The sequence below is a fragment of the Candidatus Pseudothioglobus sp. uisw_070 genome (assembly GCF_059512545.2).
The window spans coordinates 1037645-1059689 of record NZ_CM183456.2; the positions used below are offsets into that span (position 1 = coordinate 1037645).

The following is a 22045-nucleotide window of genomic DNA, read 5'->3' on the forward strand; positions in this document are numbered from 1 at the left end:
TGGTATAATTTACCCCTTAATTATCATTTTAAGTAAATTTATGAGTAATTTTGCATTATCGATAAAAAATACATCTAGAGATCTAGAGGTACAAAAATACCCTCCAATTCTAACTCCAGAGCAAGAATATGAGTTGGCTATTGAACTCTATGAGAATGGCAGTTTATCGGCTGCACAAAGACTTGTTCTTGCTCATATGAGATTCGTTGCTTTTATTGCGCATAGCTATAAAGGGTATGGCCTTGAAAATGCTGACCTAATTCAAGAAGGCACGATTGGTTTAATGAAAGCGGTTAAACGCTTTAACCCTCATAAAAAAGTTAGACTATCTTCTTTTGCTGTCTATTGGATTCGTGCAGAGATTCATGAATACATCTTTAAAAATTGGAAAATTGTTAAAGTAGCAACAACTAAAGCACAAAGAAAGCTTTTCTTTAAACTCAGAAAAGCGAAGGCAAATATTTTTCAGTCTCTAACAAGCGAGCAAGCCAAAATAATTGCAGAAGATCTTGGTGTTAAAGAAAAAGATGTCATTGAAATGGAATCTAGACTTCAGCTCAACGATGTTGCTTTTGAAGTTAATGATGATGATGATACATATACTCCAGAGCACTACATCTCAGATCCTGGTAAAAACCCTGAGCAATTAGTATTAAATGATAAAAACCAAGAAGACCAGCATAATAAGCTTTATCAAGCACTTTCTTCTTTAGATGAAAGAAGTATCGATATTTTGCAAGCAAGGTACTTGAAAGAAGAAAAATCGACCCTACATACTTTAGCAGACAAGTATGGTGTTTCCGCTGAAAGGGTTCGCCAACTTGAAAACAAAGCTATTAAAAAGCTTAAAGAACGTCTAGAAGGCCAAGTAAACCTTTAACGACAAATTTTGTAGTTCAACACCAGGAGAGAATATGGAAATCCGTCCCTTACATGACCGTGTCATTGTGCGAAGAGTAGAAGAAAAGAAAACAACAGCAAGTGGTTTAATTATCCCTGATTCATCAACTGAAAAACCATCTAGAGGTGAAGTTGTTGCGGCTGGAAATGGCAGAATTAGTACCCAAGGAGATTTAATTCCTTTGGATGTGAAGGTTGGCGATATAGTAATGTTTGGTCAATTCTCAGGTGCGGAAATCACTGTAGCAGAAGAAAAGCTTCTAGTGATGAGCGAAGATGAAATTGTTGCAGTAATTGAAGAATAAAGGAGAAATATAATGTCAGCAAAAGACGTAAAATTCGGCTCAGAAGCTAGAGATTTAATGATGTCAGGTGTTAACACGCTTGCAAATGCAGTTAAAGTAACGCTTGGACCAAAAGGAAGAAATGTAGTTATTGATAAATCATTTGGTGCTCCATCAATTACTAAAGATGGTGTCTCAGTTGCTCAAGAAATCGAACTTGAAGGTAAGTTTGAAAATATGGGCGCTCAAATGGTTAAAGAAGTAGCATCTAAAACAAATGATATTGCTGGTGACGGAACTACTACAGCAACTGTACTAGCTCAGTCTTTAATCTCAGAAGGAGTTAAGTCAGTCGCAGCAGGAATGAACCCTATGGACCTAAAAAGAGGCATTGATAAGGCTACTGAAGTTGTTGTTGCAGCGTTACAAAAAGCATCTCAACCTTGTAAAGATAGCGAAGCAATTGCTCAGGTTGCAACTATTTCAGCAAATTCAGACACATCTGTTGGTGAAATTATTGCTAAGGCAATGGAAAAAGTTGGAAAAGAAGGGGTAATTACTGTTGAAGAAGGCTCAACACTTGAAAATGAACTTGATGTTGTTGAAGGAATGCAGTTTGATCGTGGATATCTTTCTCCATATTTCATAAACAATCAAGAATCTATGACTTCTGATTTGGAGCATCCATATATTTTGCTTCATGATTCTAAAATTGCAAACATTCGTGACTTACTGCCAGCACTAGAAGCAGTTCAAAAAGCTGGCAAACCACTTCTAATAATTGCCGAAGATATTGAAGGTGAAGCGCTTGCAACTCTTGTTGTTAATAACATGCGTGGCATTGTCAAAGTAGCTGCTGTTAAAGCACCTGGATTTGGTGATCGCCGTAAAGCTATATTAGAAGATATAGCGGTTCTTACTGGAGCTACAGTTATTTCTGAAGAAGTTGGCTTATCACTTGAAGGCGTTACTGAAGAGCATCTTGGTACTGCAAAACGTATTGAAATTGGTAAGGATAATACAACTTTGATTGATGGATCAGGAGCTAAAAAAGCTATTGTAAGCCGTGTTGGCCAAATTAAAACTCAAATAGAAGCTACTAGCTCTGATTATGATAAAGAAAAGCTTCAAGAGCGCTTAGCTAAACTTTCTGGTGGTGTTGCAGTAATTAAAGTTGGTGCAGCGACAGAAGTTGAAATGAAAGAGAAAAAAGACCGTGTTGATGATGCGCTTCATGCTACACGCGCTGCAGTCGAAGAAGGTGTTGTCCCAGGCGGTGGCGTTGCTTTTGTTCGCGCTATTTCATCACTGAGCTCACTTAAAGGTGATAACAGTGACCAGGACGTTGGAATCAGTATTTGTAGACGCGCTTTAGAAGAGCCTCTTAGACAAATCGTTTCTAATGGTGGAGGCGAAGCTTCTGTCGTTTTAAATGAAGTCTTAAAAGGTAAAGGAAACTTTGGCTATAACGCGGCATCTGAAGAATATGGCGACATGCTTAAAATGGGTATCTTAGACCCAACTAAGGTTTCTCGCGCAGCGCTTCAGCATGCAGCAAGCATCTCTGGTTTAATGATAACTACTGAAGCAATGATTACTGATAAGCCTCAAGATTCTGCGCCTGCAATGCCTGATATGGGCGGCATGGGTGGTGGAATGCCAGGCATGATGTAAAACTATTTGTCTTTATAAAAAAAGCCCCATTTTTTGGGGCTTTTTTTTGGTATTATGTCAGCCAATTACAATCAATACATCATATGTCTAATTACGACGCGTCATCAATAGAAGTACTAACTGGCCTGGAGCCAGTCAAAAAACGCCCAGGAATGTATACCGATACTGAAAGTCCAAATCATCTCGCTCAAGAAGTAGTTGATAACAGTGTTGATGAAGCCGTCTCTGGCTATGCAACTCAAATCAACGTAACTCTTCATAATAATAATTCTATGTCTGTTGAAGACAATGGCAGAGGAATACCTGTAGATATTCATCCAAAAGAAGGAACACCTGCTGTTGAGGTTATCCTAACAAAGCTTCATGCTGGCGGCAAGTTCTCAAATGATTCTTATCAATTCTCTGGCGGACTTCATGGGGTAGGAATTTCTGTTGTGAACGCCCTATCGACTTCAATTGAAATCTGGATAAAAAGAGATTCAAAGCAATACTATATGCAATTTGAATCAGGCGCTAAATCAAAAGATTTAGAGGAAATAGGAGAGGTTGGTAAGCGAAATACTGGAACTTTAATAAAGTTCTCGCCAGATCCTCAATATTTTGATACTGTAAAGTTTTCAATCAAAAACTTAAGGCATAATCTTCGCTCTAAAGCAGTACTTTGCCCTGGGCTTGAAGTTAACTTTGTAAACGAAATTGATGAAACAACAGATAAATGGCTCTTTGAAGATGGTATTAAAGACTACCTTCAAGCTTCTCTAGATGGGTTAGATTGCATTCCCGCAATACCTTTTGTAATCTCTAGTAAAACGAAAGAGGAGCAGCTTAATTGCGCACTAACTTGGACTGAAAATACTACAAATACTACGGCTGAAAGCTTTGTAAACTTGATTCCTACAATTGCTGGAGGAACTCACGTTAATGGACTCCGATCTGGATTAACAGATGCGTTAAAAGAGTTTTGTGAGTTCAGAAGCCTTATACCAAAAAATATTAAATTAACGCCTGATGATGTTTGGCAAAATATTGCCTTTGTATTGTCAATTAAAATTCTTGATCCGCAGTTTTCAGGCCAGACAAAGGAAAGACTATCTTCACGTGAGTGCGCCTCTTTTGTTTCAGGAGTAGTTAAAGACTCATTTAGTTTATGGCTAAATCAGCATACTGATATAGCTGAAAAAATTGCTGAACTAGCAATCCTTAATGCTCAAGTAAGATTAAAAACTGCCAAGAAAGTTATACGCAAAAAAATCGTAAGTGGGCCAGCGCTTCCTGGAAAGCTATCTGACTGTACCAGTGTTGATCTCGACCAAACTGAAGTTTTTTTAGTTGAAGGAGACTCTGCTGGAGGCTCAGCAAAACAGGCTAGAGACAAAGAGTATCAAGCCATATTACCACTTAGAGGTAAAATTCTTAATACATGGGAAGTTGACTCTTCTCAAGTTCTTGCCTCAAATGAAATTCATGATATAAGTGTTGCAATTGGCTTAGAGCCTGATAATAGTGATCTTTCTGGGCTTCGATATGGAAAGGTTTGTATCTTAGCTGATGCTGACTCAGATGGACTTCATATTGCTACCCTTATTTGCGCTTTATTTGTTAAGCACTTCCCTAAACTAGTTAAAGAAGGTCATGTCTATGTAGCAATGCCACCCCTATATCGGATTGATGCAGGAAAGCAGGTGTTCTACGCTCTAGATGATAAAGAGAAAGATGCATTTGAAACCAAACTTGCAAAGGAAAATAGTCGTCAAAAAATTCAAGTTCAAAGATTTAAAGGTTTAGGTGAGATGAATCCTAAGCAGCTTAGAGAAACAACCATGCAGCCGGATACTAGAAGATTAATTCAGTTGACTCTTAATCACCCACTTCAGGTTGCAGAAACTATGGATATGCTGCTTTCTAAAAAAAGAGCTTCAGACCGTAAATCCTGGTTGGAGACCAAAGGTAATCTAGCAAATGTCTAAAGCGATTGTTTTGTTATCTGGCGGCTTAGACTCAACAACCGTACTTGCAATTGCAAAAGCTCATGATTTTGAGTGTTATGCGCTAAGTTTTGATTATGGTCAAAAGCAGCGCTCTGAGCTAGAATCTGCAAAAACTATTGCCAAGCAATCCAAAGTGGCAGAGCATCGGATTATGAAAATCTCCCTTGCTGATATTGGAGGCTCTGCTTTAACAGATGACAAAATAGATGTTCCAAAGTACTCTGAAAGTGATGAAATCCCTGTCACTTATGTTCCAGCTCGAAACACTATTTTCTTATCTTTTGCACTTGCATGGGCCGAAGTAATTGACTGTCAAAAAATTTATATTGGCGTTAATGCTCTAGATTACTCTGGCTATCCAGACTGCAGACCTGAATTTATTAAAGCATTTGAAGATATGGCAAATCTGGCAACAAAGCAATCTGTTGAAGGTGAAAATATTGAAATTAAAACGCCTTTAATTAGTATGACCAAAGCAGAGATTATCCAAAAAGGATTAAGTCTTGGTGTTGACTACTCACAAACTATTAGCTGTTACCTAGCAAATCCAAATGGAGAGGCTTGTGGCGAGTGTGATGCATGCGTACTTAGGATAAATGGCTTTAACAATGCAAACATCAAGGACCCAACTTTTTATCAATAAATATTTAAAATTTAGCGCTATTTAAATGTTTTTTGAAGATAAAATATAAACTTTTAAACAATTTAAGGATTTAACTCAAAATGAGTATTGAAGATAGAGTACGTAAAGTTGTAAGTGAGCAGTTAGATGTTAGTGGTGAAATTGACAACAATGCTTCATTTATCGATGATTTAGGGGCTGATTCATTAGATACTGTAGAACTTGTAATGTCTCTTGAAGAAGAGTTTGATTGTGAAATTGCAGACGAAGAAGCAGAAAATATTACTACCATTCAACAAGCAATAGACTATATTAACGCAAACACTTAATAAACTTCAATAAATCTAATAAGGCGTTTACTTTAAAAAGTAATACGCCTTTTTTTTCGCAATATTTATCTTTAAAAATAAATAACTTATATAAATTTACTTTGTTAACTTTAAAAGAAAATCTACTATGAATAAAAGAAGAGTTGTAATTACTGGATTAGGTATTGTAAGCCCAGTAGGTAACAATGTTAACGATGCCTGGGCTAATATTATTAATGGCGTTTCTGGCATTGCGCCAATAACAAATATTGATACTGAGATTCAAGCTGTTAAATTTGGAGGCGCTGTTAAAGAGTTTGATGTGTCTCAATACTTAAGCCCAAAAGAAGCTAAAAAAATGGATATATTTATTCATTACGGTATGGCAGCTGGAATACAAGCTTTTGAAGATAGCGGCATTGAAGTAACAGACGAAAATGCTGAGAGAATTGGAGTTGCAATTGGTGCTGGCATTGGCGGACTAACTACAATTGAAAAAACAGCAGATCTTTTTAGAGAAAAAGGACCCAAAAGAATTTCACCATTCTTTGTACCCTCTTCCATTATCAACATGGTCTCTGGGAACATGTCGATCAAATTTGGCCTGAAAGGTCCAAATTTTGCAATTGTAACAGCGTGTACAACTGGAACTCATAATATTGGTGACGCCTCAAGAATAATTGAATATGGTGATGCTGACGTTATGATTGCTGGTGGAACTGAAATGTCAACAACTAACTGTGGCCTTGGGGGCTTTGCTGCAGCTCGAGCACTTTCCACTAGAAATGATGATCCAGAAACTGCTTCAAGACCTTGGGACGTTGATAGAGATGGCTTTGTTCTTGGTGATGGTGCAGGCGTTGTCGTTCTTGAGGAGTATGAACACGCTAAAAAACGTGGGGCACACATTTATGGAGAACTTACAGGGTACGGCATGAGTAGTGATGCATATCATATGACGCTTCCATCAGAAGGTGGTGAAGGTGCTGCAAGATGCATGAAAAATGCTATGAATAATGCCGGTATTAATCCGAATCAGCTAGATTATATTAATGCTCATGGAACGTCGACTCCAGCTGGTGATGCCGCTGAAACAGAGGCCGCTAAACTAGCTTTAGGTGCACACTCAAAAAATATTGTTATGAGCTCAACTAAATCAATGACTGGTCATCTTTTGGGCGCTGCAGGAGGAATTGAAGCAGTATTTACAACTCTTGCAATTAGAGATCAACTAGCACCTCCCACAATAAATATATTTAATCAGGACCCAGAATGTGACTTAGATTATGCTGCGAATGAAGCAAGAGAAATGAAGATTAATCATGCAATTTCAAACTCTTTTGGGTTTGGCGGAACCAATGGCTCACTTGTAATATCGAAAGGCCCTTAAAGAAGTTCTAGTCCTCTAGTAATATTTCTTTAGTATCGACTGAATCTGAAAATAGTGATTTAATGTCTGGAAATAGCTTGTAAATTCTTATCGCCCCGTTAGTTACACTATTTAAAGCCTCTTTCTTAAGAATAATTAATTGCCAGCTAGTGTCATTAGATTCATATTTAAAAGCGCCGCCAATAACAGCCAAAGCAAGAATTGCGCCTAACAAATACTTAATCATCAGTTTTTTCCACTAGCGAAAACAAATAAATCATATTTTACCAAGTTTATATATCTTAAATTGAAATTCCAGAAGACTTTAAGAGGCCTTCCATTTTAGGCTTGCCGCCACGAAATTTGATGTATTGCTCCATAAAGTCAAGACTGCCACCAACTTCAAGAATAAATCTACGGAAATCATCAGCAGATTTAGACTCAATTCCGCCATTATCTTTAACAAATTCATAAGCATCTGCAGCCAACACCTCTGCCCATTTATAGCTGAAGTAGCCAGCTGCATAACCACCACTAAAAATATGGGAAAAAGAATTAAGGAATCTATTCTCATCAATAGCAGGAACTAAAGCGGTTTTCTCTCTCACGCTATCAAGAACTTTATAAGTATCCAAATTCGAAATATGAGTATTTATATCCCATAGCGAAAATTCACACTGCCTAAGCATCTGCAGTCCTGATTGAAAGTTTTTAGAGTCAATCACTTTATTAAATAATTCATCAGGTAATTTTTCACCCGTTTCCCAGTGACCCGAAATTAAATCAATTACCCCTCTTTCATAACAAAAATTTTCCATATATTGACTAGGAAGCTCAACGCCATCCCATGGAACGCCGCTAATTCCAGCTGCACATGGAAAAGTAACTTTAGTTAATAAATGATGAAGCGCGTGACCAAACTCATGAAAAATAGTTACAATCTCATCAAAATCAAATAGCGCTGGCTTGCCATCTTTAGGTGAGTTTAAATTACAAACAACAAATGCAACTGGCAAGGAGTCTTTATATAATCCTTGGAAATCTGACATCCAAGCCCCACTTCGTTTATTTTCTCTTGCATAAACGTCAAAATATATTTTTCCAATTGGCCCATCTTCATCCTCTAACATTATTACTCTAACGTCAGGATGATAGCAATCCTCTTCTACCTCAGTAAGCGTTACACTATAAAGATTTTGAATCGTTTCAAATAAACCGCTAAGAACACTACTCTCTGGAAAATATGGCTTTAAATCAGCACTCTTAAAGTTAAAGACTTTTTGCTTTAATTTCTCTGAGTAGAACATTAAGTCCCATGGCATTAAATCGTGTCCAGCAAAAGCCTCTAAATCTTTTAATTCAGAAGTTGCTTGAAGGTGAGATAGATCCACTAACTTTTCTAGAAAATCTATGACAGCTTTGGGTGAGTCAACCATTTTGGATTGAACCGAGTATTCTGCATAGTTTGATAAGCCCAGAAGGATAGACATTTCTGAGCGTAATTTTAAGATCTCATCCATAACCTTGCGGTTATCAAATTTAACTGGAGTAATCCCAACATCAGACGCTCTTGAAATATATGCTCTATAAACCTCCTCTCTTAAGCCTCTATTCGCAGCATATGTCATAAGATCAATGTAGACTGGTATTTGAAGGCTTACGATGTACTCATCTCCCTCTCTAACCTTGGAAAGCTCTACCTCACTATATCCATTCAAATCATCAATAGAGACTGACTTTTTCCAGGAGTTGGTTGCTTGTAAAACATTTTTAGAAAACTGATTACTTAAAACGCTTAACCTTTCTTGAATCTCTTTAAATCTTTTAGAGTCACTCCCCTTAAGGGCAACGCCTGAAAGCTCAAAACCCTTAATTGAGTCTTTAACAATGTGCTTTTGCTGATCATTAAGGTTTGTATTCTTAACTCTTTTAAATGCTTCATATAAGTCTTCATTAGCACCAAGGTCACTGTAGTAGTTAGAGATTATTGGTAAGGTTTTTTCGTAGTCCTTGTTAAACTCTTCAGAAAACATAACTGCATTAAGATGAGAGTTAACACTCATCTCTTTGCCAATAAGATGTTCGTTATTATCAAGCACACCCACCACACTCTCCCAATCATCACCTTTACTTGCAAGTACCGATTGCTTAATACCATCTTTTACAACCTGGGAAATATTAAGAACAATATCTTTTGGCTTAAAGTTTGGAGTTTGATTACTATTCATAATAGGGCTAATTTAAAAAAAGTTAATGAATTTTAATATACTTAGATAGCTTTAGAGGGCTTGCTGAAAATATTAATTTTTAAGCTTTAATTACTAAATAAACTAAATATCTTTTCGGCCTTTAATTATTACTTCATAGCCTTTTTCTTCTGGCTCATCATCAATCATTTCAGCTGGAAAACCATCCCCCAACACTTCAACATTAGCTCTTTCTTCAAGCCTCCTAATGATGTTTGGAGACAGCTCACGTGGCCCGTATCTCTTCTCACCATCTTTAAAAATCTCAACAATTAAAGGGGCAATTTCTAAATCCAGCCCTTTTCTCTGAGCAAGCTCATTAAAAATCCCAATATCCTTAGAAACCAAATCCATTGTAAAGCTTATATCTCTGCTACCATTTAGAATAACCTGAGATTCAGTTTCATGGACAAATGAAGTTCCAGAAGATGCTTTGATCGCCTCATAAGTTACGTTCATATCCATTCCAAGCATCTTCATTGTTGTTAGCGCTTCTGCTATCGAAGCAAGGTTAACCGTAGCTAAGTAATTGGTCATAACTTTTAGCGTTGAGGCAGTTCCTAAGTCACCAGTATGAAGCACTCGTCTTCCCATGGTGGTTAGTATTGGCAAAGCTCTTTCAAAAGCCTCTCTTGAGCATCCAGCAAAGATTGAAATATTACCTGTATCAGCCCTATGGCAGCCACCTGAAACAGGGCAATCAATTGGTAATGCACCAATTGCTTCAACTAAAGCACCAATTCTTCGAATCTCAGCCTCATCTGTAGTGCTCATCTCAAGCCAAATTTTCCCTTTGCTTAATCCCGATAAGATCCCATCAGAAGATTCCATAACTTCAGAGCAGGCTTTTGGAGACGGTAAACAAGTAATAACCACATCACATTTCTTTGCCATTTCTTGAGGCGAGCCAACACTCTTTGCTCCTCTTTCAATAAACTCATTAACAAGAGAAGAGTTAAGATCATGAACTGTAAGGTCAAAACCATTTCTTAAAATACTGCCTGCAAGTTTGCCACCTGCATTCCCTAAACCAATAAAACCTACTTTCATCTAAATCTCCAAAAAACTACAAATTTTTAATCGTCATCAACATAGTAAGGTTTTGGATCCATCGAAAGATGGAGCTTTTTTCCTTTATAAGGTGAATTCGCTTCAATAACTTTAAGGTTAAGATCTATCCCTAATCCTGGTTTATCTGAAGGAATAATATTTCCTTTACTCCAATCAAGAGGCTGCATCAGTACATCTGAGTGAAAGCCATCCCAAGTCCCAATACTTTCCATAATTAGAAAGTTTGGTGTTGCAGTAGCGAGCTGTATACTAGCTGCAGCTCCTACTGGGCCATTATAAATATGCGGGGCAATCTGAGCATAAAAAACTTCAGAAAGGCTCGCAATTTTCTTGGCCTCTAAAATACCGCCAACTCGCCCTAAATTCATTTGAATTATTGACGCTGAGTTATTTTTTAAAATATCAAAAAACTCATACTTTGTTGTTAAGCGCTCTCCAGTAGCAACTGGAATACTTGTCTTACTTGCAACTTCTGCCATTGCACTTGACTGACCCGGAGGAACAGGCTCTTCAAACCACAAAGGGTCAAACTTTTCAAGCCTCTTAGCTAGCCGCACAGCTGAAGCGGGAGTTAACTGTCCATGAGTTCCAATAAGAAGGTCACAGCTATCTCCAACAGCCTCTCTTACTTTTTGGCAATAATTTTCGCAGTGCTTTAAGCGGCTCAGTGATATTTGATGTCCAGAGAATATTGAATAAGGGCCAGCTGGATCAAACTTAACTGCACTAAAGCCCTGCTCCATAAAATTTATAGCAGACTCAGCGCCTAAGTCTGGATTATCATAATTAAGCACTCCATTTTTGTCTTTTGGGTATAGATATGTATATGACCTTAGCTTGTCATGAACCTTGCCCCCTATAAGCTCATATATTGGCTTATTTGCAGCTTTTCCAATAATATCCCAACAAGACATCTCTAGCCCACTTAATACCCCCATCATTGTCAAATCTGGCCTTTGAGTAAAGCCACTTGAAAAACACTCTCTGAAAAAGCGCTCAATATGATGTGGGTCATGGCCCTTTAGGTATCGCTCAAAGACATCTTGAGTTGCCTTAACAACAACTTCAGGATGAAAGGAGGCCGAATATATCTCTCCAATCCCAACGATGCCGCACTTAGTTTCAATAGAAAGGAAGATCCAATACATTCCACCAATATGAGGCTTTGGGGTACCAACTATATAAGTATTTAATTTTACGACTTCCATGCCATATTTTTAGTAATTTATATTGATGTAATTTTTATACGGGTTTATAAGAATAAGCAAGTTATTTTGTTTACGAAAAATTATTTACTTTACGACGCCCTATAAGGTTGGCCTGATCGTTGGGTTTTTTGCCAATCTGAATCAATCCATACATCGGCTTCAGAAGCTTTGAGTGGCTTATTTCCTAATACGATATCCGCCATTTTTTCAGCTAACATAATTGTTGGTCCATTAAGATTTCCATTTGGAATTGTTGGAAATATAGAAGAATCAATTACTCTTAACTTTTCAATACCATTTACTTTACCTTGATTATCAACAACGGTCATAGGGTCACTTAAGTCACCCATTTTGCAAGAACAAGATGGGTGGTAAGCGCTTTCAACATTTGCCCTAACCCAAGAATCTATTTGATCATCACTACTTACCTCTAATCCTGGGCTTGCTTCACCCGCATTATATTCGTCCAGTGCTGGCTGACTTAAAACCTCACGAGTCAACCGAATACAATCACGCCAATCTTGTCTATCTTGCTCGCTCTCCAAATAGTTAAATAGGATTGTTGGCTTAGCTTGAGGGTCTGAGCTATTAATCTTAATGCTGCCCCGACTGCTAACTTTATTGACGCCTGCATGAACTTGATACCCATGCCCCTTCATTGCTGCGTTTCCGTCATATCTCATTGCAGCTGGGAGAAAATGATACTGAATATTAGGCCACTCAAGGCCTGCACGAGAACGAATAAAACCACAAGATTCAAAATGATTTGTTGCGCCGAGTCCTGACTTAGATAGAATCCAGCGCACACCAATAAGACCCTTACTAAATAAGTTTAATTTACTGTTAAGTGTAATTGGCTTTTTACAATGATATTGAAAATATACTTCAAGATGATCCTGAAGATTCTCGCCAACACCCGGCAATTCATGTTGCAGCTCAACTCCAGCATCTTTTAGAACATTTTTTGGACCAATCCCAGATAACTGAAGTAGCTGAGGTGAGCCAATTGACCCAGCACAAAGTATCACCTCTGTATTCGCATTCAATATTTTAGTTTGACCGTTAATTGAATACTCAACTCCAGTTGCAACTTTATTCTTTAAAATTACTCGCTGAACAAGCACTCCAGTTAGTATTGTAAGGTTTGATCTATTTTTAGCTGGCTTAATATAGGCATTTGATGTAGAAGAGCGAACACCACTTCCAACGGTCATATGCATTGGACCAAAACCCTCCTGTTGCTGACCATTATAATCCGCAGTTTCAGGATAACCAGCCTCCACTCCAGCATTAATAAAGGCTCGATAAAGAGGATTTAATTTCATATTGTTACCATTTGAAGTTGCCACAGGACCACTACCTCCACGGTAGTTATCTTCGCCCAAATGCCATTTTTCAGAGCGCTTAAAATATGGCAGACAATTTTTGTACGACCAACCCTCTGCCCCTTGCTCCTCCCATTGGTCAAAATCACGCGCATGGCCTCGCACATAAACCATTCCATTTATGGAGGAAGAGCCTCCCATCACTTTGCCTCTAGGACAATGCATTTTTCGATTATCAAGAAAAGGCTCTGGCTGAGTATGAAATTGCCATGCATACTTATCAGTATTCATAGGGTATGACAGTGCAGTTGGCATTTGAATCATTATGTTTTTATCACTACCTCCATTTTCTAGAAGTAACACTCTATTTTCACCTGACTCAGTCAAACGATTTGCCAAAACGCAGCCCGCCGAACCGGCACCTACAACAATATAATCAAACTCATTACTCATATATTTCTTAGCCTATATTAATAAGGACTCTCAACGTCATCCAACCGAACAAAAATACTTTTAATTTGTGTATAGCTCTTCAAAGTTTCGGGGCCATTTTCACGGCCTATTCCAGACTCTTTATAGCCTCCAACTGGCATTTCAGCAGGAGAATCTCCCCAACTATTAATCCAGCAAATTCCTGCCTCTAATTGATTAATAACTCGGTGCGCCCGATTAATGTTTTGCGTAAAAATGCCAGCCGCTAAACCAAACTTAGTATCGTTTGCCCTGCCAATTACTTCTGCTTCATCATCAAAGCGCAGAATGGACATTACTGGCCCAAAAATTTCATCAGTAACGTGCTCAGAATCGTCTTTACAATCTGCAAAAATTGTTGGCTCTACAAAAAACCCATTTTCTGTTTCTTTGGATTTATGACGATTTCCACCAAGAACAAGTCGAGCGCCTGATTTTTTAGCTTTATCAATATAATCCATAACCTTATCAAGATGCTTTGAGCTTATTAAAGCGCCCATCTGAGTATCTAAATCCATTGGATCACCTAGTTTTATTTTTTTACTTCTCTGACAGACTTTTTCTATAAATTTATCGTAAATACCAGATTGCACAAACACCCTTGTTCCATTGGTGCAAACCTCACCTTGAGTATAGAAGTTTGCAAGAAGCGCTCCAGAGATTGCATTATCAATATCAGCGTCATTAAAAATAATTAATGGCGACTTGCCTCCAAGCTCCAAAGTTACTTCTTTAAGGCTTCCAGCTGCATCTGCCATTATCTTCTTTCCCGTTCCACTTTCTCCAGTAAAAGAAATTTTAGCAACTCTTGGATGTCGAGTTAAGTACTGGCCTACGCGATAGTCACCTTGGACGACATTAAATACTCCTGGAGGCATCCCTGCTTCTGTATATATTTCAGCAAGTTTTAAAACACTAAGTGGAGTTTCTTCAGAAGGTTTAAATACCATTGAATTCCCAGCAGCCAAACAAGCAGCAGATTTCCAGCAAGCAATTTGAATAGGATAGTTCCAAGCACCAATACCAGCACAAACCCCTAAAGGCTCTCTTTTTGAAATATAAAAGGTACTCGAGTTTAAATCTTGCTGAGCGCCCTGCAAACCCGGAGCAATGCCCGCATAATATTCAATTACATCTGCACCAGAATGGATATCAACACAATTAGCTTCCTGTAATGGCTTGCCGCAATCAGCAACCTCTAATGCAGCAAGTTCATTGTTTCTTTCACGCAAAATAGAAACTGCTTTTAGTAAGATTCGGCCTCTTTCAACGGCCGTCATCTTGCTCCACACAGCAAAACCCTTCTCAGCTGATTTAATAGCTGCCTCAACATCACTCTCACTAGCTTGATCTATAAGAGCTATAACTTGCCCATTTGCAGGGTTAATAGACTCAAAAGTTTCACTAGAATTAGATTTTAAATAGGCGCCATGAATATATAAATGTTCTATCATAAACCTTAATAAGTATCAAATTGTAAAAAACAATGATACATTCTATGAACTCACTGTAAGTAAATTAATTAATCAAAATATTAAGGCATTACAATGTTTTGAAGCTGATCGTTAAGCAGCTGAAGAAGAATTGATTTTTGGTCATCGTCAAATCGGCTAATAGGGCCTGATACTACAATAGCACCAACAAATTTATTACTATTAGAAATAACAGGTACGGCGAGTGCAAAGAGCGCAGCATTGTGTTCATTTATTGACAAGTAATAGCCTTTATCACGAATATCTTTATAAAAACCCTGCTTATCATTTTTACGCTTACCAAAAGCTAAGATAATTCGCCCAGAGGCACCACGATTGAGCTCTAAACGAGAGCCCTGCTCAATGTTATGTCTGATCTCATCTCTTGAGTGCGATCTATATAAACATATACGCATATTATCTTCTTCAACAAAGAAAGATGCAGTTTCATCAGATATATCTCTGATTCTATCAACTATAGGACGTATCTGCTCAAGATGATTACTTTGCGTATATATAGCACTTAAATAAAGAGCCTGAGTTCCCACAACGTACTTCTTATTCTTAAGTCTTGAAACGTAGCCATAATCTTCAAGTGTACTTAGAATTCGATATGCAGTTGAGACATTAAAATTTAACTGATCACAGATCTCCTTTATTGAGAATTGAGATTTATCCAATGAAAACATTGACAAGATTTGTAAGCACTTTTCGATTGCGTTGTAATTTTTATCAATAGACCTAGGTTTCATTTTATTTCATATTATGAAAAAATTATATTATATAGTGAAATTATTTGATCACATTATCTTTTAATTGGTATTATTCAAATATCAGTAAATAGTAGCTATTTCAGAAGCTTGAGTAGATAAAAGCAATATAAATACAACCAAATTAAAAGGAGATACTAATGAGTAGAGAAGAGCAAATTAAAGCCCTAGAAAAAGATTGGAAAGAAAACCCTCGATGGTCGAACGTAAAGCGTACTTATTCTGCAGAAGATGTTGTTAGGCTCCGTGGATCTGTTCAACCAGAATGCACTTATGCCAGAAGAGGCGCTGAAAAGCTATGGGATCTTGTTAATGGTTCAGCTAAGAAAGGCTATGTAAACTCTATGGGTGCTATTACTGCAGGACAGGCTATGCAGCAGGCTAAAGCTGGAATTGAAGCAGTCTACCTTTCAGGCTGGCAAGTTGCTGCAGATGGAAATACATCTGAAACAATGTACCCAGATCAATCACTCTACGCATATGACTCTGTCCCTACTATGGTTAGACGAATTAACAACACCTTTAAAAGAGCGGATGAGATTCAATGGGCTCAAGGAATTAATCCTGGTGATGATAAATTTATTGATTTCTTTTTGCCAATTGTGGCAGATGCAGAAGCTGGATTTGGAGGTGTATTAAATTCATTTGAATTAATGAAAAATATGATTACTAGTGGCGCTGCTGGCGCTCACTTTGAAGATCAATTGGCTGCAGTTAAAAAATGTGGCCATATGGGTGGTAAAGTTTTAGTTCCAACTCAAGAGGCAGTTCAAAAATTAATATCTGCTCGCTTAGCTTCAGATGTTATGGGCGTCCCTACACTCCTTCTTGCAAGAACTGATGCAGAAGCCGCGAATCTTCTAACTTCAGATGTAGATCCTTATGACGCTCCATTTGTTACCGGGAAAAGAACTGCTGAAGGGTTTTATATCGTTAAAAATGGATTAGAGCAATCAATATCAAGAGGAGTAGCTTACGCCCCTTATGCTGACCTGGTTTGGTGTGAAACTGGGAAACCAGATCTTGGCTTTGCGCGTGAATTTGCTGAAGCTGTTTTAGCTGAAAACCCTAATCAGTTGCTTGCATACAATTGTTCGCCATCATTTAACTGGAAAAAGAATCTAAGTGACAGTCAAATTGCATCTTTTCAAGAAGATATTTCAGCGATGGGATATAAGTATCAATTTATCACTTTGGCTGGAATCCATAACATGTGGTATAACATGTTTGACCTTGCATATGATTACGCAAAAGGTGAAGGCATGAAGCATTATGTGAATAAGGTCCAAGAGCCTGAGTTTGATGCTGCTAAGAAAGGTTATACTTTTGCTTCTCATCAGCAAGAAGTTGGTGCAGGATATTTTGATGACGTTACAACTGTAATCCAGGGTAGTGAGTCATCGGTTACTGCATTAAAAGGTTCAACTGAAGAAGAGCAGTTTAGCTAAGTTTTGAGCTGCTACGTATCAAACCTTCTTGATTAAAGAAGGCTTTTAACTGGTAACTATTTATTATGCTTAGTAACTCATCTCAAAAGCTCTCTTTATCAATTGCTAAAAAGATTTTAATTGGCTTTGAGTATCATTACCAAAATATTAAGAGTGCTTCTATAGAGGCAAAAAGGTGTTTTGAGGAGAGAGAATGGCAAAAAATAGAAGACGATTCAAAATTAAGACTTAATTTCTATGATGAACAAGTTGATTACTTTTGTAAAAAACTATCCTTAGAGTTAAAAAAACAAACTCTTTATGGCGCAAAGGCTGAATTCAATGAATCACCCAGTATGGAGAAGTTTAACTCTGAATTTTGGAAAAATACAAAGCATGTCTTCATTGAACTAATAACTGAACACAAGCAGCCTGAGCTAGCTGAAACCTTCTATAACTCGGTATTTTGTAGAATCTTTTCAAGAAGTTTTTATAATAACCAGTTTATTTTTACAAGACCATGTGTGTCACTGAATTATATTGACATGGATGAACCAGTAATTGACAGCTACTTTGTTGAAGACGGTCAGTTGAGCGAATCCTTTACATCTATTCTTGATAGCTACAATTTTAAATGTGAGTTTGGTAATCTCGGTCAAGATATCCAAAGATTAAAAGAGCAGCTTTATAGCCAGATGCCGCGACTAGACTCTGAAGTTTTCGAGATTCAAGTCATTAGTACCCCTTTTATCAGAGGAAAATGCGCCTACATTGTAGGCAAAATTGTCTCTCAGCTCCACTCAGATAGGCCACTCCTTATTGCTCTATTAAATGATGAAAAGAAAGGTTTATACGTCGACAGCCTTCTCACTGAAGTTGGAGGAATATCCATTGTTTTTAGCTTTTCAAGATCGTACTTTTTTATTACAACAGACTACCCCTCTGCAATTGTTGAATATTTAAAAGAGATTTTGCCAGGAAAAACTAGGGCAGTTCTATACAGCGCAATTGGGCTTCATAAGCAAGGCAAAACTTTGTTATACCGTCATTTTCTCAAGTACTCAAAAATTACTAGTGAAAAGTTAATAATTGCACCCGGCATCAAGGGCATGGTTATGTCTGTCTTTACTTTTCCAATGTACCCCTATGTATTCAAAATTATCAACGACCGCTTTGCACCTCCTAAAATGGGCACCAAAGAGATGGTTAAGGATAGATACTACTTTGTTAAAAACCACGTAAGAATAGGTAGATTAGCAGATACATGGGAGTTTTCAAATGTTGCCTTTCCGTTAAAAGATATCGATGATGCATTATTAGAAGAGTTGAAGAGAAAAGCAGGCTCAAATATTGAAATTGAGGGAGACCTGTTAATCATTAAGCATATGTACATTGAAAATAAAATGACGCCACTCAATATGTATCTTGAAACTGCTACTAAAGAACAGCAAACAAACATAATTAATGATTATGGAAAAGCGATAGATGAGCTAATTAACTCAAATATTTTTCCAGGCGACATGCTTACAAAAAACTTTGGAGTAACTCGCCAAAATAGAGTCGTCTTTTATGACTATGACGAAATTACCTTAATGAGCACGCCCGTCTTTAAAAAGATTCCTGAATCCAAGACATACGAGCAAGAGCTTGCCTCTGAGCCCTGGTATTACGTTGGTCAGAATGACGTCTTTCCAGAAGAATTTAGATATTTCATGCTTCCAAATCCTTATATGAAAGAAGTATTTAATAGAAATTATAAAAAACTTCTCGATGCAAATTACTGGATTTCAATACAAGAAAAAATTAAGAACAACGGAGTCATGGATTATTATCCATATGGATCAGAAAAACGTATGAGTGAAATATATGGAGAAACGAATGACTCCATCGACATGTGATATTTCGGATAAGCTTCACCCTAATGTCCAGTATTTAGAGCCCGTATATAAAAGTTATGGATTAAAAAAATCATTTTCAGGTCGCATTGTTACCGTTAAGTGCTTTGAGGACAACTCCCTAGTTGAGCAGGCTTTAAATGCTCATGGCAAGGGATCTGTATTAGTGATCGATGCAGGTGGCTCTATGAAGTGCGCAATGCTAGGTGATAAAAGGGCATCTGATGCAATCAGGAATGGCTGGGAAGGAATTATTATCTATGGATTGATCAGGGATTCAGTAGCCATAAATTTAATGCCAATTGGCATAAGAGCTCTTGGAGTTTGCCCATTAAAAAGTGTTAAAAAAGGAATTGGAAAAAGAAACATAAATGTCTCTTTTTCAAATGTAAAATTTAATCCAAATGAATATATTTATGCCGATGAAGACGGCGTAATAGTTATTGAAAATAAGGCCAATTAATGAGCAGTGATAGTCAAATAATTAATAAGATTCGAGTAGATAATACTTTTTTTAGCTTCATTGAAGAAGAGGTTTGTGATGGATTAGATATTTCAGCCAAAGACTTCTTTAAATCCCTCTCTCAAATTTTAAATGAGCTACAGAAAAAGAACACGTCCCTTCTTGAAAAGAGAGACTTATTGCAATCTAAAATTGACCAATGGCATGCTGAAAATAAAAGAATTGATCTTCAGAGCTATAAGAAATTTTTAGAGGGCATTGAATATATCACTCCAATGCCTGATAAATTCTCTATTGATGTTGAGGAAGTAGATGATGAGATATCTCAAATTGCCGGCCCTCAGCTTGTTGTTCCTATTACAAATCAGCGCTTTGTTCTTAATGCGGTGAACGCTCGCTGGGGAAGTTTATTTGACTCCCTTTATGGTACGAATGTAATTCCAAACAAAGGCAGTATGAGCACCTCTTTTGCACACAACCTACAGCGTGTTAATCTTACTGCAGAACTTGCCTGTGACTTTCTTGATGAAATTGCGCCTCTTAAAGGCGCTTCTTATAGACAGATTACCTCTCAAGTTAAATACTCTGGTGCATTAATATTCAACCTAAATGATGGTGAATTAGCAACCTTAATTAATCCAGAAAAATATATAGGATTAACTGACGATGGGCATATATTACTTAAGAATAACAACCTTCACCTAGAAGTAGTTTGTGACCAAGAAAGAAGTTTACATAAGAGCGGTATTTTTGATGTCATTCTTGAGTCCGCAATAACAACTATTGTCGATTTTGAAGATTCAGCATCAACAGTTTCTAATGCGGAAAAAATTCATGCATATCGTAACTACTTAGGCCTCATGAAGCGTGAACTAAGCACCTCGTTTACTAAGGGTGGTGAAACCATTACTCGCTCATTAAATGAAGATAAAGTTTGTACTAATATACATGGAGAGAAATTTAGCTTAGCTGGAACAAGCTTGACTCTCGTTCGTAACGTTGGCATTCATATGACGACAGGAATTGTTAGTAATCTTGATGACTCACCAATTCCTGAGGGAATACTAGACGCAATGGTGACTGCACTTATTGCGCTTCATGATATTAAAATTAAAGCGAATTCAAAAAAAGGAAGCATCTATATTGTTAAGCCTAAATTACATGGCCCTGAAGAAGTAAAATTTACAATGGAGTTATTTGGGCTTGTTGAAAAAGCCTTATCTCTAAAAACTAATACGCTCAAAATAGGCGTAATGGATGAAGAAAGAAGAACGACTCTTAACCTTAAGTCTTGTATTCATGAGGCTAAAAGCCGTATTATTTTTATAAATACAGGCTTTTTAGATCGCACAGGTGATGAAATTCATACATCTATGATGGCTGGTGCAATGCGCTGTAAAGACCTCATAAAGGAAGAGGCTTGGTATTCAGCCTATGAGCCAAATAATGTAAGCACTGGTCTTGATTGTGGACTATTTAAAAAAGCTCAAATTGGAAAAGGAATGTGGGCTCAGCCAGATCAAATGCGTCAAATGCTTGATAACAAAATGGTTCATTTAGAGGCAGGTGCAAGCTGTTCATGGGTTCCATCCCCTACTGCAGCAACTTTGCATGCAACGCATTATCATCGCTTTGATGTTTTTAAGAAGCAAAAAGAGCTACTAGCAAACCAACAACACCCAAACCAAGACGACTTGCTTGTAATTCCTTTCTTGAGAATTGAAGAGCAGATGCCTAAAGAGAAAATTATCAATGAAATAAACAATAATGCACAAAGTATATTGGGTTATGTTGTTAAGTGGATTAACCAAGGAATTGGTTGCTCTAAGGTCCAAGATATTAATCATGTTGGGCTTATGGAAGACCGCGCAACCCTTAGGATATCCTCGCAACATATGGCTAACTGGCTTCACCATGGAATGTGCTCAAAAGAAGAGGTAAATAAAGCATTTGAAGAAATGGCTGTTATTGTTGATGATCAAAATAAGTATGATCCAAGCTACCTTCCACTTGCACCAAATTATGACAGTTTTGCCTACAAAGCATCAATAGCTCTGGCTTTTGAAGGAATGAGTCAGCCTAATGGCTATACGGAAGCAATTTTAATAAAATACAGACGTAAGTTTCTTGAGGCTAATTAGTCATCAAATTCTTTACTATGTTTTCTTAATTTATCTATAAGAGAGATAATTTTTTTATCACCTCCTAAAGACTCATGAATATAGTCAAAGTATTCGAACTCATTGTCTTTAAATTGTCTTGAAATATTTGGATAATACCACTGCTTATCAAGCGCATTAATAATAAACTCTCTATTGACCCATAATGACTCGTCTGTAGATGCGAAGACCTTATCGATAATGTGTTCTGCCTTTAAACAACTAAAGATAATATCTACATCTTTCCAAAGTTCAGCAGGAAACTTACCATAGTGTTCTTCGTCTATATTAAATGTATTAATTCCATCTAATATTTCCTCTTTACTTGTTCCAATGAATTCACCATCATGGCACTCAATTTTATTATCTTGCATTCATCGACTCCTGTGTATT

The 22045-nt window shown here is 37.3% G+C and carries 19 protein-coding genes; 11 read left to right on the forward strand and 8 right to left on the reverse strand.

Annotation, left to right across the window (positions count from 1 at the left end):
* Positions 1-40: 40 nt before the first annotated feature.
* From rpoH to fabF, 7 genes are all read left to right on the forward strand, one after another.
* Entirely contained in the window at positions 41-880 is an 840-nt protein-coding gene (rpoH, locus tag AC5YGD_RS05210) for an RNA polymerase sigma factor RpoH (protein ID WP_496140954.1), read from the forward strand.
* Positions 881-914: 34 nt separating this feature from the next.
* The gene (locus AC5YGD_RS05215) at positions 915-1205 is read left to right on the forward strand and encodes a co-chaperone GroES (protein ID WP_496140955.1); all 291 of its coding nucleotides are present in this window, start codon (positions 915-917) and stop codon (positions 1203-1205) included.
* 12 nt (positions 1206-1217) lie between these two features.
* Positions 1218-2858, forward strand: coding sequence for a chaperonin GroEL (gene groL / locus AC5YGD_RS05220; RefSeq protein WP_496140956.1), 1641 nt, complete (start codon positions 1218-1220; stop codon positions 2856-2858).
* A gap of 83 nt (positions 2859-2941) precedes the next feature.
* A complete protein-coding gene (gene parE, locus AC5YGD_RS05225; RefSeq protein WP_496140957.1) occupies positions 2942-4825 on the forward strand; it encodes a DNA topoisomerase IV subunit B in 1884 nt (627 codons plus the stop codon).
* Entirely contained in the window at positions 4818-5489 is a 672-nt protein-coding gene (gene queC, locus AC5YGD_RS05230) for a 7-cyano-7-deazaguanine synthase QueC (protein ID WP_496140959.1), read from the forward strand. Before parE ends, queC begins: the two co-directional genes overlap by 8 nt.
* A gap of 80 nt (positions 5490-5569) precedes the next feature.
* Positions 5570-5797: an acyl carrier protein gene (acpP, locus tag AC5YGD_RS05235; RefSeq protein WP_020024381.1), complete on the forward strand. Its 228-nt coding sequence runs from the start codon at positions 5570-5572 to the stop codon at positions 5795-5797.
* A gap of 127 nt (positions 5798-5924) precedes the next feature.
* On the forward strand, positions 5925-7166 hold the full coding sequence (fabF, locus tag AC5YGD_RS05240) for a beta-ketoacyl-ACP synthase II (protein ID WP_496140960.1): 1242 nt from the start codon (positions 5925-5927) through the stop codon (positions 7164-7166).
* A gap of 7 nt (positions 7167-7173) precedes the next feature.
* On the opposite strand, the gene AC5YGD_RS05245 is transcribed toward fabF, so the two are convergent.
* From AC5YGD_RS05245 to AC5YGD_RS05275, 7 genes are all read right to left on the reverse strand, one after another.
* Positions 7174-7392, reverse strand: a complete 219-nt coding sequence (locus AC5YGD_RS05245) for a hypothetical protein (protein ID WP_496140961.1) — start codon at positions 7390-7392, stop codon at positions 7174-7176.
* Between the two features lie 55 nt (positions 7393-7447).
* Positions 7448-9373 (reverse strand): M3 family metallopeptidase, encoded by a 1926-nt coding sequence (locus tag AC5YGD_RS05250; protein WP_496140963.1) that lies wholly within the window; start codon positions 9371-9373, stop codon positions 7448-7450.
* 102 nt (positions 9374-9475) lie between these two features.
* Complete coding sequence (locus AC5YGD_RS05255; protein WP_416677095.1) at positions 9476-10441, reverse strand: NAD(P)-dependent oxidoreductase; 966 nt, start codon at positions 10439-10441, stop codon at positions 9476-9478.
* A 26-nt stretch (positions 10442-10467) separates the two neighbouring features.
* Positions 10468-11670: an enolase C-terminal domain-like protein gene (locus AC5YGD_RS05260; protein WP_496140964.1), complete on the reverse strand. Its 1203-nt coding sequence runs from the start codon at positions 11668-11670 to the stop codon at positions 10468-10470.
* Positions 11671-11759: 89 nt separating this feature from the next.
* A complete protein-coding gene (betA, locus tag AC5YGD_RS05265; RefSeq protein WP_496140965.1) occupies positions 11760-13448 on the reverse strand; it encodes a choline dehydrogenase in 1689 nt (562 codons plus the stop codon).
* A gap of 17 nt (positions 13449-13465) precedes the next feature.
* The gene (gene betB, locus AC5YGD_RS05270) at positions 13466-14920 is read right to left on the reverse strand and encodes a betaine-aldehyde dehydrogenase (protein ID WP_496140966.1); all 1455 of its coding nucleotides are present in this window, start codon (positions 14918-14920) and stop codon (positions 13466-13468) included.
* Positions 14921-15000: 80 nt separating this feature from the next.
* Positions 15001-15690: an IclR family transcriptional regulator domain-containing protein gene (locus AC5YGD_RS05275; protein WP_496140967.1), complete on the reverse strand. Its 690-nt coding sequence runs from the start codon at positions 15688-15690 to the stop codon at positions 15001-15003.
* A 158-nt stretch (positions 15691-15848) separates the two neighbouring features.
* On the opposite strand from AC5YGD_RS05275, the gene aceA reads away from it, so the two are divergent.
* The 4 genes from aceA to AC5YGD_RS05295 all read left to right on the forward strand — a co-directional run bounded on the left by aceA (position 15849) and on the right by AC5YGD_RS05295 (position 21634).
* Positions 15849-17156: an isocitrate lyase gene (aceA, locus tag AC5YGD_RS05280; protein ID WP_496140968.1), complete on the forward strand. Its 1308-nt coding sequence runs from the start codon at positions 15849-15851 to the stop codon at positions 17154-17156.
* Positions 17157-17221: 65 nt separating this feature from the next.
* A complete protein-coding gene (gene aceK / locus AC5YGD_RS05285) occupies positions 17222-19033 on the forward strand; it encodes a bifunctional isocitrate dehydrogenase kinase/phosphatase (RefSeq protein ID WP_496140970.1) in 1812 nt (603 codons plus the stop codon).
* Complete coding sequence (rraA, locus tag AC5YGD_RS05290) at positions 19014-19493, forward strand: ribonuclease E activity regulator RraA (RefSeq protein WP_496140971.1); 480 nt, start codon at positions 19014-19016, stop codon at positions 19491-19493. Before aceK ends, rraA begins: the two co-directional genes overlap by 20 nt.
* Positions 19493-21634: a malate synthase G gene (locus AC5YGD_RS05295; RefSeq protein ID WP_496140972.1), complete on the forward strand. Its 2142-nt coding sequence runs from the start codon at positions 19493-19495 to the stop codon at positions 21632-21634. The genes rraA and AC5YGD_RS05295 overlap by 1 nt, the downstream gene beginning before the upstream one ends.
* Here the strand turns inward: AC5YGD_RS05295 and AC5YGD_RS05300 are convergent.
* Complete coding sequence (locus AC5YGD_RS05300; protein ID WP_496140973.1) at positions 21631-22026, reverse strand: hypothetical protein; 396 nt, start codon at positions 22024-22026, stop codon at positions 21631-21633. The genes AC5YGD_RS05295 and AC5YGD_RS05300 overlap by 4 nt on opposite strands.
* Positions 22027-22045: the final 19 nt, after the last annotated feature.